General features: G+C 35.5%; 15 protein-coding genes and 1 tRNA gene. 10 read left to right on the forward strand and 6 right to left on the reverse strand.

The window, feature by feature from the left end:
• Positions 1–2 precede the first annotated feature (2 nt).
• The 7 genes from AC5LXV_RS01255 to AC5LXV_RS01285 all read left to right on the forward strand — a co-directional run bounded on the left by AC5LXV_RS01255 (position 3) and on the right by AC5LXV_RS01285 (position 5,420).
• A complete protein-coding gene (locus AC5LXV_RS01255; protein ID WP_493461330.1) occupies positions 3–809 on the forward strand; it encodes a TatD family hydrolase in 807 nt (268 codons plus the stop codon).
• A 43-nt stretch (positions 810–852) separates the two neighbouring features.
• Positions 853–1,827 carry a ketopantoate/pantoate/pantothenate transporter PanS gene (gene panS, locus AC5LXV_RS01260; protein ID WP_493467173.1) on the forward strand — a complete coding sequence of 325 codons (975 nt, stop codon included), beginning with the start codon at positions 853–855 and terminating at the stop codon, positions 1,825–1,827.
• A gap of 106 nt (positions 1,828–1,933) precedes the next feature.
• On the forward strand, positions 1,934–3,316 hold the full coding sequence (locus AC5LXV_RS01265) for an MFS transporter (protein ID WP_493467174.1): 1,383 nt from the start codon (positions 1,934–1,936) through the stop codon (positions 3,314–3,316).
• 19 nt (positions 3,317–3,335) lie between these two features.
• Entirely contained in the window at positions 3,336–3,968 is a 633-nt protein-coding gene (locus AC5LXV_RS01270; RefSeq protein WP_493467175.1) for an MBL fold metallo-hydrolase, read from the forward strand.
• A gap of 124 nt (positions 3,969–4,092) precedes the next feature.
• Positions 4,093–4,677, forward strand: coding sequence for a biotin transporter BioY (locus AC5LXV_RS01275; RefSeq protein WP_493467176.1), 585 nt, complete (start codon positions 4,093–4,095; stop codon positions 4,675–4,677).
• Positions 4,647–5,237, forward strand: coding sequence for a YiiX/YebB-like N1pC/P60 family cysteine hydrolase (locus AC5LXV_RS01280; protein ID WP_493467177.1), 591 nt, complete (start codon positions 4,647–4,649; stop codon positions 5,235–5,237). Before AC5LXV_RS01275 ends, AC5LXV_RS01280 begins: the two co-directional genes overlap by 31 nt.
• Before the next feature lie 107 nt (positions 5,238–5,344).
• Positions 5,345–5,420: transfer RNA gene (locus tag AC5LXV_RS01285), tRNA-Asn, on the forward strand.
• A gap of 279 nt (positions 5,421–5,699) precedes the next feature.
• Here the strand turns inward: AC5LXV_RS01285 and AC5LXV_RS01290 are convergent.
• The 6 genes from AC5LXV_RS01290 to AC5LXV_RS01315 all read right to left on the reverse strand — a co-directional run bounded on the left by AC5LXV_RS01290 (position 5,700) and on the right by AC5LXV_RS01315 (position 9,944).
• A complete protein-coding gene (locus AC5LXV_RS01290) occupies positions 5,700–5,834 on the reverse strand; it encodes a hypothetical protein (RefSeq protein ID WP_493467178.1) in 135 nt (44 codons plus the stop codon).
• A gap of 54 nt (positions 5,835–5,888) precedes the next feature.
• A complete protein-coding gene (locus AC5LXV_RS01295; RefSeq protein ID WP_493467179.1) occupies positions 5,889–6,710 on the reverse strand; it encodes a DUF6708 domain-containing protein in 822 nt (273 codons plus the stop codon).
• Positions 6,711–6,776: 66 nt separating this feature from the next.
• Positions 6,777–7,604, reverse strand: a complete 828-nt coding sequence (locus tag AC5LXV_RS01300) for a DUF6708 domain-containing protein (protein ID WP_493467180.1) — start codon at positions 7,602–7,604, stop codon at positions 6,777–6,779.
• Positions 7,605–7,664: 60 nt separating this feature from the next.
• Positions 7,665–8,486, reverse strand: coding sequence for a DUF6708 domain-containing protein (locus AC5LXV_RS01305; protein ID WP_493467181.1), 822 nt, complete (start codon positions 8,484–8,486; stop codon positions 7,665–7,667).
• Positions 8,487–8,540: 54 nt separating this feature from the next.
• The gene (locus AC5LXV_RS01310) at positions 8,541–9,353 is read right to left on the reverse strand and encodes a DUF6708 domain-containing protein (RefSeq protein ID WP_493467182.1); all 813 of its coding nucleotides are present in this window, start codon (positions 9,351–9,353) and stop codon (positions 8,541–8,543) included.
• 153 nt (positions 9,354–9,506) lie between these two features.
• Entirely contained in the window at positions 9,507–9,944 is a 438-nt protein-coding gene (locus AC5LXV_RS01315; RefSeq protein WP_493467183.1) for a hypothetical protein, read from the reverse strand.
• A gap of 1,165 nt (positions 9,945–11,109) precedes the next feature.
• On the opposite strand from AC5LXV_RS01315, the gene AC5LXV_RS01320 reads away from it, so the two are divergent.
• From AC5LXV_RS01320 to AC5LXV_RS01330, 3 genes are all read left to right on the forward strand, one after another.
• Positions 11,110–11,838 (forward strand): type 1 glutamine amidotransferase, encoded by a 729-nt coding sequence (locus AC5LXV_RS01320; protein WP_493467184.1) that lies wholly within the window; start codon positions 11,110–11,112, stop codon positions 11,836–11,838.
• A 28-nt stretch (positions 11,839–11,866) separates the two neighbouring features.
• Positions 11,867–12,694 (forward strand): VanW family protein, encoded by an 828-nt coding sequence (locus AC5LXV_RS01325; protein ID WP_493467185.1) that lies wholly within the window; start codon positions 11,867–11,869, stop codon positions 12,692–12,694.
• A gap of 139 nt (positions 12,695–12,833) precedes the next feature.
• The gene (locus tag AC5LXV_RS01330; protein ID WP_493467186.1) at positions 12,834–13,460 is read left to right on the forward strand and encodes a Fe-Mn family superoxide dismutase; all 627 of its coding nucleotides are present in this window, start codon (positions 12,834–12,836) and stop codon (positions 13,458–13,460) included.
• The last annotated feature ends 127 nt before the right edge of the window (positions 13,461–13,587 follow it).

Below are 13,587 nucleotides of genomic sequence, written 5' to 3' on the forward strand. Positions count from 1 at the left end.
TTATGTTTATTGATACGCATTGCCATTTTAATTTTCCTGCTTTTGTTACCGATTTAGATAATTCAATCAACCTTATTCGACAAGCTAAAATTACTGGTCTAATTATTCCTGCGGTATTAGCCGACCATTTTAGCGAAATTTTACAACTCACAGAGCAATATGATGAACTGTATGCGGCACTTGGCTTGCACCCTATTTATCAACACTCTCCTGCTGATCTTGAAAAATTAACGGCAATCGTAAGTGAAGTTAGTACTCACCCTACAAAGCTAATTGCTATTGGCGAAATTGGTTTAGATCGTTATGACCAATCTGTTGAGTGGCAACAACAACTTGCGTTTTTTCGAGGGCAATTGGCTATCGCCAAACGTCATGATTTACCGGTCTTAATTCATTCACGCAAAACTCACGATGTTATCTATCATGAATTACATCAAGCAAATTTGCCGTGTCGTGGCGTGATCCACGGTTTTTCTGGTAGCTATGAGCAAGCCATGCAATTTATTAAATTAGGCTATTATATTGGTGTCGGTGGGGTAATAAGTTATGCCAGAGCCAATAAAACTCGTCATACCATCGCCAAATTACCTCTCGAAAGTTTAGTGTTAGAAACTGATGCACCTGACATGCCGTTAAGTGGCCGGCAAGGACAAATCAATAGGCCGGAAAACATTGTCGATATTTTTAATATCCTTTGTCAATTACGCAGCGAAGATCCTCTGCTAATACGCGACACAATACTAACAAATACCTTGACGCTATTTAGTAGAATCAATAAAATGGAAATTCCAAATCCAATAAAAAGATAAATATATAATAATTAATAATTTATCAAGCCACAAGGTGGTACTTATGTCGCAACGCTACAGTCAACTTTTTGTGCAATCCCTTATCTCACTTACGCGATTATTTCCATTATGGGCAATTCTTTGCGCGATAGTCGCCTATTTTTCACCTAACATCTTCCTTCCGGTTAGTCCATATACCTCACAATTATTAATGTTTGTCATGTTTACTATGGGGGTAACGTTAAGTATTGATGATTTTAAACGCGTCGTCACCAAACCCAAAGCGGTAATAATTTGTACCCTACTGCATTATATTGTTATGCCACTGACTGCTTTAATCTTATCTAAATTATTTACCATGCGACCAGAATTATTAGTCGGCATGGTTTTAGTCGGCAGCGTCGCTAGCGGTACCGCGTCAAATGTGATGATTTATCTCGCTAAGGGGGATGTCGCGTTATCGGTCACCATCTCATCGGTATCAACCCTGGTTGGCGTTGTGGTAACCCCAATTCTTACGCTTTTACTGGTCGGTACCACTGTTGAAGTGCCAGTCTGGAAGATGTTAGTGCATATTATCCAAATTGTGCTGATTCCAATTGTTTTAGGCTTAATGGTTCACCACTTTTTATATTCAGTGGTAAAAAAATGTGAACGCTTTTTACCATTATTATCCATGCTATGTATTTTATTAATTATTTGCATTGTTGTTGCAGGTAGTCATGATCGCATTGCACAAGTGGGGATAACGGTGATTTTTGCGGTAATCATCCATAATGGTATTGGTTTGCTAGGTGGTTATTGGGGAGGGCGTTTATTCGGATTTGATGAATCGACTTGCCGAACCATGTCACTAGAAGTTGGAATGCAAAATTCTGCATTAGCTGCGACACTTGGTAACACCTATTTTTCAGCCTTATCTGCACTGCCGGCAGCCGTGTTTTCTGTTTGGCACAATATTTCAGGCTCACTATTGGCCGGTTATTGGCAAGGAAAACCGGTTAAAAATAAGCAAAAAGCGAATAATCAGTCATCGTAACCTAGCATTCATCAATTCTCTTACCTCATAATAAAAGGGTAAGAGAATATAAACTTAGCACTAAGCACATCGTGTGTGCATATTAATCAATATTAGGCTGAATAACATGAATAGCGAATTACCACCTTTTGTCTATCGAATATTACCTTGGATTGCAGCATTTGCTTTTTTTATGCAATCACTTGATACCTCGATTTTAAATACTGCACTGCCAACCATGGCTAAAGATCTTAATGAATCGCCATTAAATATGCAATCAGCGGTAATCTGCTATGCGTTAACCTTGGCACTGTTTATTCCGGTAAGTGGCTATTTATCAGATAAATTTGGTACCAAAAACATCTTTGTCATGGCCGTATCGCTTTTTACATTAGGATCACTGTTGTGTGCTTTATCCAATTCCCTAATATTCTTAGATATATCTAGGGTAATCCAAGGTATTGGTGGCTCAATGATGGTGCCCGTTTCACGTTTGGTATTGATTAAGGCATTTAAGCGTAATGAGTTTTTAGCTGCATTAAATACCGCAACCATTCCGGGGTTAATTGGACCGGTTCTCGGGCCAGTACTAGGCGGTTATCTGGTTGATATGGTAAGTTGGCATTGGGTGTTCTTGATTAATTTGCCAATTGGTATTTTAGGCGTGCTTGTCAGCTTAAAATATATGCCCAACCTAAAAGGTGAACGTCTGCCTTTTGATTCATTTGGATTTATTTTTATTGTTATTACCTTTGTCAGCGCGACGCTGAGTATTGAATGTTTAAATCAAGGCCAACAATATTATTTGCCATTGGCACTGGCTATTATTAGCTTAATATTTCTATTTATTTATCGCCTCTATGCCCAAAAGAGACAAGCACCACTGTTTCCACTCTCATTATTTACTATCCGCACCTTTAAAATTGGCATTATCGGTAACTTAGTCTGTCGCTTGGGTATTTCAGGGGTACCTTTTCTAATTCCACTATTTTTACAAGTTGGTTTTGGCTATTCGGCGATGTTTGCTGGAATGATGTTAATGCCAATGGCAATCGCTTCAATTTTTACCCGATTCTTTATTACTAAAGTACTTGCTCGGTTAGGTTATCGTTTTGTACTGGTGGCAAATACTATTTTGGCAGGAATTTTGATCCTTCTCATGTCATTATTAAATCTAGCGACACCACTTACCGTATTAGGAGTATTGTTATTTTGTATTGGTGGCGTTAATTCTATGCAATTTACCTCAATGAATAGTATAACGTTAGCTAACTTACAAGGTGAAAGCACCAGCAGTGGCAATAGTTTGATGGCGGTTAATCAACAATTAGCCATCAGTTTTGGTACTGGTTTTGGTGCAGTATTAGTAAGATTATTTAGCAATTCAACAACTACCATTCACGCATTTCAATTAACCTTTGTTATACTAGGCATCGTAACTATGCTATCAAGCATAATCTTTGCGCAATTAAACCAAGAAGATGGGCAAAATTTAACGGCTCGGCACTAAGCAACAAGGAGAAAACACTATGTTTCAGTATCAAATCATTCCAGTTACCCATTTTCAGGAAAACTGTAGCATTATTTGGTGTGATGAAACAAAGGAAGCCGCAGTTATCGATCCGGGTGGCGAAGCAGAACTACTTAAAAAAGCGGTTGAAAAGCTTGGTGTTAACATCAAACAAATACTCCTAACTCATGGCCATTTAGATCATGTTGGCGCAGCGATTGAATTAGCGAAACATTATAATGTTGAGATCCTTGGTCCTAGCCAAGAAGATGAATTTTTATTGTCAAGCTTACCACAACAGTGCATGCAATTTGGGTTTCCATATATTGACAGCTTTTTACCGGATCGTTGGTTAAAGGAAGGTGAACAAGTGAAAGTCGGCAATATCACTTTAGATATTCTATTCTGTCCCGGCCACACTCCCGGTCATATCGTATTTATTAATGCTAAAGATAAAATTGCTTTTGTTGGTGACGTATTATTCAAAAGCAGTATTGGACGAACCGACTTTCCTCGTGGTAATCATGCAGATCTCATCTCATCAATTACCCATAAACTCTTTCCTTTGGGGGATGATTTTATCTTTGTTCCCGGTCATGGGCCGATGTCGAGCTTTGGTAATGAACGGATGACCAATCCTTTCTTAGTGTAACGAGTTATTCATTTAAATGATAACCAAGAAATTTTTATGTAAACTATTTTAACTATAAATAGTTTACATTATAAATTTTTGTATTATTATGGCACTACTGTTTATCTTTTAATGGTAGAAAATAATGAAATTAACAACTTTTTATCCAACTTATCTCAACACACTAGTTAACTTAACATCCTGGCAACGCAAACTGTGTGCAACCACAGGGGCAGCACTACTACTTGGGCTTGCAGCGAATATCAGCATTCCCACCTACCCAGTACCATTTACCCTTCAATCGTTAGCCGTGTTATTAATTGGCGCTTTTTTAGGTCGTAAACTAGGTGCATTAGCCATCGTGCAATACCTTTTTTTAGGCGCAATGGGATTACCACTATTCGCCAATGGTAGCGGTGGCATTATGGCATTGGCTTCACCATCATCTGGTTATTTATATGGCTATGTATTTAGTGCCTATTTAGCCGGATTTGCGGCAGAAAAAGGTTACGATCGTCGCTTTATTCTTGGCTTAATCGCCTTCGCCTGTGCCCACCAACTATTATTTGTATTTGGTGTACTCTACCTAATGGGTTATTTGCATATTTCACTTATTGAAGCGCTACAAGTAGGCTACTTGCCTTTTGTCGGTGTGGATGCACTTAAGTTTATTATTGCAACTTGCGTTATGTTCTCATTATGGCGCCATCACGCGAAAAAACATCAATAACAATGCAAATTGGCGATATTATTTTCCAATCCCAGAATGAAGTAAGCGAATTCAATAGCGCGATTATCCATTCTGGTGCTCAACCCAACACTGATGACATTATCAATCAGATAAGCCATGTTGGGTTATATATTGGCAATAATATCGTCATTGAAGCCACTCAAAAGTACGGCGTAATCCAACGGCTGCTCAACGACTTTTTAGCTAGCGCTCAATATAATCTGCTAGCAACCATCTATGATGATACCGTCATCAAAAACGCATTAACGCGAGTTCACACCTGTCTAGGGTTGCCTTATAACCATAGTTTTCGTGAGGATGATGAAGGCTTTTACTGTAGTGAACTAATTACTTATGCCTTCAAGTACCCATCTGGTGAAGACTATTTTCAACGCTATCCGATGAATTTTAACGATTTAGCCACCGGTCAAATTCTTCCTTATTGGATCGAATATTACCGAAAACTCAAAGTGCCCATCCCTCAAGGTGAACTCGGCTCACACCCACAACAGTTATTAAGACAAAAAGAACTATTTAAGACAATCCTGACACTTAAATAATATCAAATGACGATAATTAGTTAAAAATTGAACAAAAAAAGCAATTTCAGATAATTAACTATTGACACAGCGCCATTAAATCTATAATATGCGCGCTACATTTCGGTTCCTCCATAGTTCAGTCGGTAGAACGGCGGACTGTTAATCCGTATGTCACAGGTTCAAGTCCTGTTGGAGGAGCCAACTTCTCACATTATGTTATCTGCCATAAAAACGCTAATTTTCAATTTTTATTATAACTTTTCACTATTAATCAATATTTCAAAAATAATAAATAAACGAGTAAATAAAAATTACTGTCTCCACACTATAGTTAAATTTATTCAATATGTTAAAAATAGATGGATCTGCATAATTTATCATTTTTATCAGTTTTGTGTTCAATACGGCAGTCTTTTGCTTTTGCTTAATCTAACCCTGATTGTTTTATTCAGATCACAGAGCAAATCTTAGTTATAACCATTATGTTTTACCAAGAAAAGCGCAATAGTTATCGTTAGCATACAGTAAGCGATCATCGGGACCTGAAAGGTAATTCTTACCTTTATCTAAATCATCTATCCAGCCTAATATTTGTGGGCGATATTGTGATGGCATTGTTGCTCCTAATTATTCCTTTTCCTTTTGCTTTGTTTTTATTGGCTAATTTGGTTATTGCACATGATATTTTTGTTTAATCTCTATCAGATGTTCCGGCGATAGGGCATTAAACGCTTCAACCATCCATTCCGGCCAACCTTGACCTTGAATGATATCCTTTTTAAAAGGTGTTTCTTGCTCCCAGCTATATTTTCCGTCGTTTAAACTAATTAAATCGTTAAAGCACATAAAATTATTGACCCATCCCCAGACCTGATAACTACCAATACCGTAACGCAGTGGATCTAATAGCACATGGTCAATGGTTTTATGTGTGCCCGGTTCACACACCATTAAAATAGTGGTACAGAGTGGATAGGTGGAAAAATTATGCACCACAATCCCATGTAAATCTTCCCAATCATACTCTTTTATCCGTTTTTTATTGGGGTGTAAAAAATGAATCGGATTTTTAAACGAGGTAAAATTAAAGAAATAGCTCTCATTAATATACACTTTCTTGGTTTTACGATTAAGGATTATTGGACTACCTTTTCGTGTAAAAAGATTTTGGTATAACTCAGGAATACAAATGTATAATGCTAAAATACTTGCAATAAATGAAATGAGAACAGTAATAAATATAAAACTTTCAGTTTCGGGATTAAACTCAAAAAGTAACAGAAAAGATATATAAATCGCTGGAAATGAACATATAATGACAATTGTAGAAACACATAAATAAAAAATCTGATCAGATGAGGTTTTACGAAGAAAAGCGCAATAGTTATCGTTGGCATATAGTAAGCGATCATCAGGACCTGAAAGATAATTCTTACCTTTATCTAAATCATCTATCCAGCCTAATATTTGTGGGCGATATTGTGATGGCATAATTACTCCTAATTATTCCTTTTCCTTTTCTTATTCCATTTGCTTTGTTTTTATTGGCTAATCTGGTTATTGCACATGATATTTTTGTTTAATCTCTGCCAGATGTTCCGGCGATAGGGCGTTAAACGCTTCAACCATCCATTCCGGCCAACCTTGACCTTGAATGATATCCTTTTTAAAAGGTGTTTCTTGCTCCCAGGTATATTTTCCGTCGTTTAAACTAATTAAATCGTTAAAGCACATAAAATTATTGACCCATCCCCAGACCTGATAACTACCAATACCGTAACGCAGTGGATCTAATAGCACATGGTCAATGGTTTTATGTGTGCCCAGCTCACACACCATTAAAATAGTGGTACAGAGTGGATAGGTGGAAAAGTTATGCACCACAACCCCATGTAAATCGGCCCAATCATACTCTTTTATCCGTTTTTTATTGGGGTGTAAAAAATGAATCAGATTTTTAAACGTGGTAAAATTAAAGAAATAGCTCTCATTAATATACACTTTCTTGGTTTTACGATTAAGGATTATTGGACTACCTTTTCGTGTAAAAAGATTTTGGTATAATTCGGGAATCATTAAATATAGAGTAATAACAAAGCAAATAACAATAATATACGGAATCAGAAATATAGCCATATGATTAATAGAATCTATTTTTATTAATGTAAGTAAATATATTGATATTGGTATAACGAAAATCAATAAAATTGTAATAATCCCACTAACACATAAATAAAAAATCTGATCAGATGAGGTTTTACGAAGAAAAGCGCAATAGTTATCGTTAGCATACAGTAAGCGATCATCGGGACCTGAAAGGTAATTCGTACCTTTATCTAAATCATCTATCCAGCCTAATATTTGTGGGCGATATTGTGATGGCATAGTTGCTCCTAATTATTCCTTTTGCTCTTCCATTTGCTTTGTTTTTATTGGCTAATCTGGTTATTGCACATGATATTTTTGTTTAATCTCTGCCAGATGTTCCGGCGATAGGGCGTTAAACGCTTCAACCATCCATTCCGGCCAACCTTGACCTTGAATGATATCCTTTTTAAAAGGTGTTTCTTGCTCCCAGGTATATTTTCCGTCGTTTAAACTAATTAAATCGTTAAAGCACATAAAATTATTGACCCATCCCCAGACCTGATAACTACCAATACCGTAACGCAGTGGATCTAATAGCACATGGTCAATGGTTTTATACGTGCCCGGCTCACACACCATTAAAATAGTGGTACAGAGTGGATAGGTGGAAAAATTATGCACCACAACCCCATGTAAATCGGCCCAATCATACTCTTTTATCCGTTTTTTATTGGGGTGTAAAAAATGAATCGGATTTTTAAACGAGGTAAAATTAAAGAAATAGCTTTCATTAATATACACTTTCTTGGTTTTACGATTAAGGATTATTGGACTACCTTTTCGTGTAAAAAGATTTTGGTATAACTCAGGAATACAAATGTATAATGCTAAAATACTTGCAATAAATGAAATGAGAACAGTAATAAATATAAAACTTTCAGTTTCGGGATTAAACTCAAAAAGTAACAGAAAAGATATATAAATCGCTGGAAATGAACATATAATGACAATTGTAGAAACACATAAATAAAAAATCTGATCAGATGAGGTTTTACGAAGAAAAGCGCAATAGTTATCGTTAGCATACAGTAAGCGATCATCGGGACCTGAAAGGTAATTCGTACCTTTATCTAAATCATCTATCCAGCCTAATATTTGTGGGCGATATTGTGATGGCATTGTTGCTCCTAATTATTCCTTTTCCTTTTGCTTTGTTTTTATTGGCTAATCTGGTTATTGCACATGATATTTTTGTTTAATCTCTGTCAGATGTTCCGGCGATAGGGCGTTAAACGCTTCAACCATCCATTCCGGCCAACCTTGACCTTGAATGATATCCTTTTTAAAGGCTGTTTCTTGCTCCCAAGTATATTTTCCGTCGTTTAAACTAATTAAATCATTAAAGCACATAAAATTATTGACCCATCCCCATACATGATAACTACCAACACCAGAACGCAGTGGATCTAATAGCACATGGTCAATAGTTTTATGCGTGCCCGGTTCACACACCATTAAAATAGTGATATTGAGTGAATAAGTGAAAAAATTATGCACCACAACCCCATGTAAATCGGCCCAATCATACTCTTTTATCCGTTTTTTATTGGGGTGTAAAAAATAAATCGCATTTTTAAACGTGGTACAATTAAAGAAATAGCTCTCATTAATATACACTTTCTTGGTTTTACGATTAAAGATTATTGGACATCCTCGCCGTGTAAAAATATTTTGGTATAGTTCGGGAATCATTAGATATAAAAGTAAAATAAAACAAAATAAAAATGTTAATAAAAAAAAGTAAACTGTTTTACTATTACAATCTGAAAGCGCATAACTTAACAAGGGTATTGAAAAAATACTTGCAATTGTACAAAAAAAACTTATACAAAAATAAAAAATCTGATCAGATGAGGTTTTACGAAGAAAAGCGCAATAGTTATCGTTGACATACAGTAAGCGATCATCAGCACCTGAAAGGTAATTCGCACCTTTATCTAAATCATCTATCCAGCCTAATATTTGTGGGCGATATTGTGATGGCATTGTTGCTCCTTTTCGTTAATTAATTTTATTAGACTTTTTGGTAATGATTAGTGGAGCTGCCTCACGGTTATTATACTCAATGATTATTTGGTATTTTTTTATACCAATAGCGTTAATTGTGCCTGCAATCCATTTATTAATAATCAACCCATCTCAGTCAATGCTATCATACTGTTTAACAATAACATTTTCAACGTCACTAAATTTTAGTTCGCTTTCGATCACTTTTGTTCCATTTTCTAGAGTTTGTGTTAATTGAAATTCAGCTGGCTCATGGATATAACGCTCGCCAGTTTGGGAAGGAAATTTGCTTTTCATTGCCGGCAGTTCATATTTATTGAAAAACATTTTTTTATCAGTGCAAATATTTTTGTCGGTTTCAGGACCATTTTTTAACTCTAAAACTTCAATACCGTTGGTTGATACACGGCATTTTAAATCGATATATTTATCGGTTATTACAGTTGATTGGTTTTTAAGATGGTAGAAGTTATAAAGATATAAACGAATGGAAGCCGTTAGCACTTCGTTAGGATCGGCTTTAGCAAAATCAGGAATATCCAGATAAAAATAGAGATGATTCTGGAACACGCGGACAGAGTTATCTATTGGTGATCCAATAGGGGCACCATTATAAAGCAGTATCTTACGGTAAAGGTTTGGATGCCATAGATGATAACAGTATAGTCATTGCGCGCTAAACCAAAACCACTGTGTGAATGGCGTTCATCTTCATGATAAGCGTCATAACCTAAATGTTCGAACTCTGCGTGTTTGCCAAAATAGCAACGATTTAACCAATGCTAAATAGGCGTGTATTTATCATATTTTTGCTCAATAAAATGGCAATTCCACCCGCAACCATAAAAATAATACCAATAATATACGCCTGTTTTCTCAAAGCATTACATTTTAAGTAGACTTCATCGACGATGCCCCTAATCAATGACCTTTTCGTTGATTTTAATAAATGAATTACTTTGATCTAACATTGGGTTGAACGATAGCTTTTGGTAGCTGAAAGTGGAAATAATTGAATAATCGGAAAGTTGATTTAATTGTTCATCTATTACAACTAGATAAATAACAATCAATCTATTGTTTATAATATCAATTCTAAGCGAATAACGATTTTTTAAAACCGTTTTAGAGAGTGCGTTAACACTGGTTAATGTTATTTTTACAACGATGTTTCCATTACTTCCTTACATATCCTAACAAGCTAAATTCTATTTATTATTTTTAAAAATTAAATATTTACCAATATGATCCTTAATATAAGTAAGTTACATTTAGTTTAAAGAATATAATTTATTTGTATGATTTTCAAGCTGTTATTGTGTTTTTTAACTTTATTATGTGTTCTTTTTTATCAATTTATAGTCAAATAACCATTATTAGCATGATTAAAATTACGCTGTTAGCAAGATAAATAAGGGATACAGAATGTCAATTAACTGTAACATTTATTCATTTAATTTTAAGGTTATAAATTAGCATTTATTAACAATAATGTTGCAGATTATTTTTAATAAAAAGGATAACGTTACTTCGCTTATTTCAAAATAATATGATTGAAGATGACTATAATGGCATACATTGAATTTATCATGACAAATGGCAATGATTGAAACAGTAATATTTTGTTTTTATAACTGTTATTGCTTACTATATTGTTAAGTGTTTTTGAGATATTTAATACTGAATTTATTGTTTATTAATCTAATAAATTTAACACACTAGGAATTAGGAACCCATGCATATACATTTTATTATCCACGAAGATTTCGAAGCACCTGGTGCCTATGAGCAATGGGCAAAAATGCACCATCACACTATCAGCTATTCTCGGGTTTATCTTGGGGAACCACTTCCCGATAAGATAGATAAAATTGATATGTTGATTATCATGGGGGGTCCTCAATCACCAGCTACCAGCAAACAACAGTGCCCGTATTTTGATTCGCTAGCAGAGCAAGCTAGCATATTATCAGCAATCAAATCGCAAAAAATCGTTATCGGCGTCTGTCTTGGTTCGCAATTAATTGGTGAAGCATTAGGTGCACCGCATGGCCATAGTCCGGAAAAAGAGATCGGTAAATTCCCTATCACCTTAACTGAAATTGGCCAAAATCATCCCCTCTTTGCCGATTTTGGCAATAGTTTAGCCGTCGGTCATTGGCATAATGATATGCCGGGTTTAACTAAAGAGGCACAAATTATTGCTTATAGTGAAGGTTGCCCACGACAAATCGTTGCTTATGGTACATTAGTATATGGTTTTCAATGCCATATGGAGTTAACCCATGCGGTGGTTGAACAACTTATTGCTCACTCTGAAAATGACCTAAAAGAGGCCGCAAAATTCCGTTTTGTAGATACACCCGATCAACTCCGCTGCCACGACTATTCAGAGATGAATCAAAAGCTTTTTGGTTTTTTAGATAAATTAAGCCTTAATTATTTATCACTAATCAAAAAATAATCAATTTAGTGGTTAGGATAGTTGTGGTATGCAAAACCTTATGGTAAATAAACCTAGAAAACGCAGTAAGTTAAGATTAAAACTAGGTAAGGAATATTTTATTCTTAAGCGTAAATTAGATTGGTGGCGCAATCGTCACGCCTATTGCGTAATTGATAAGAATAATAATACTTGCTGCTATTCCCATAAAAAACATCAATCTATATTGTTAAGACAACTGAAAGATGTTGATATGTATTTGCAATATAACAAAATCACTAACCTTAGATTAGCGATTGAACAGATCAACGGTGCAATAATTAAGCCCAATCAACAATTTTCAATTTGGCAAAAAGTGGGGCGGCCATCGAAAAAACGTGGTTTTTTAGAAGGGCTTTCACTGCATAACGGGCAAATCGGTAAAGATATTGGTGGCGGTTTATGTCAATTGGGCAATTTAATTTACTGGATTGCATTACACTCTGATTTAACCATTATCGAACGATGGCGACATAGTTTTGATGTGTTTCCTGATATTAATCGCACTATCCCCTTTGCTTGTGGTGCCACATTATCTTACAACTATATTGATTTACAATTGGTTAATCGTACCAATATGACATATCGACTTAATTTATGGTTAGATGATGAATATTTACATGGCGAACTGCTAGCCGATACCCCTTTATCGCACCATTATGAAATATTCGAAACCGATCATATTATTGAACAACAATGGTGGGGAGGATACACCCGGCATAATAAAATATGGCAACGAAAAACTGATATGATCGATAACCACACAGAAGAAAAACTGATTAGCGAAAATCATGCTATTATGATGTACGTCCCTTATTTAAAAAATCAGCAAGATTAAGACTTGCCATTTAAACCATAATTTACAACTTAGATAGTCATCAACTATCTAAATAATAGTTTGTGAGATGAATTGATAGTTCGTATACTCGGTAACATAAAGTAGTTAACAATTCCTATTAGATGAGAGGAGCAATTTCATGGCTTACACACTACCCCCACTACCTTATGCTTATGATGCATTAGAACCTTATATTGATACTGAAACCATGCATCTACATCATGATAAGCATCATCAAACTTATGTAAATAATGCTAACGCACTATTAGAAACGCTACCTACAGAATTGAGCGAGTTCTGTCCGGAAACATTATTAAAAAATTTAGATAAAGTCCCTGCAGATAAAGTGACCGGTGTAAAAAACAATGTTGGTGGTCATGTCAATCACACGCTATTTTGGGAGTTATTAAAAGTCGGAACTGAACTTAAAGGTGAACTCAAAACAGCTATTGAAAAAGATTTTGGTTCAGTTGATGCGTTTAAAGAAAAATTCTCAGCGGCGGCTGCAACGCGTTTTGGTTCAGGTTGGGCTTGGTTAGTACTAAAAAACGATAAACTTGAAGTGGTTTCAACCGCCAACCAAGATACGCCAATTATGGGCGAAAAATTTGCTGGGGTTTCGGGAACACCAATTTTAGCCCTTGATGTTTGGGAACATGCTTACTACTTAAAATACCAAAATCGCCGTGCCGATTATATTGGTGCATTTTGGAATGTCATCAACTGGGACAAAGTCGCAGAATTATACGCAGTAGCAAAAAAATAATCATCGCAAATTAATCTACAAAATGACGCTTAATGCGTCATTTTTGTTTTTGAGCACTGCTTAATCCCCACTTTTACTTAAATGACACAAGTAAAATAATTGCTAAGTTATACTTAAATCCGTTACA

Source organism: Gilliamella sp. LMG 34359, from assembly GCF_984569085.1.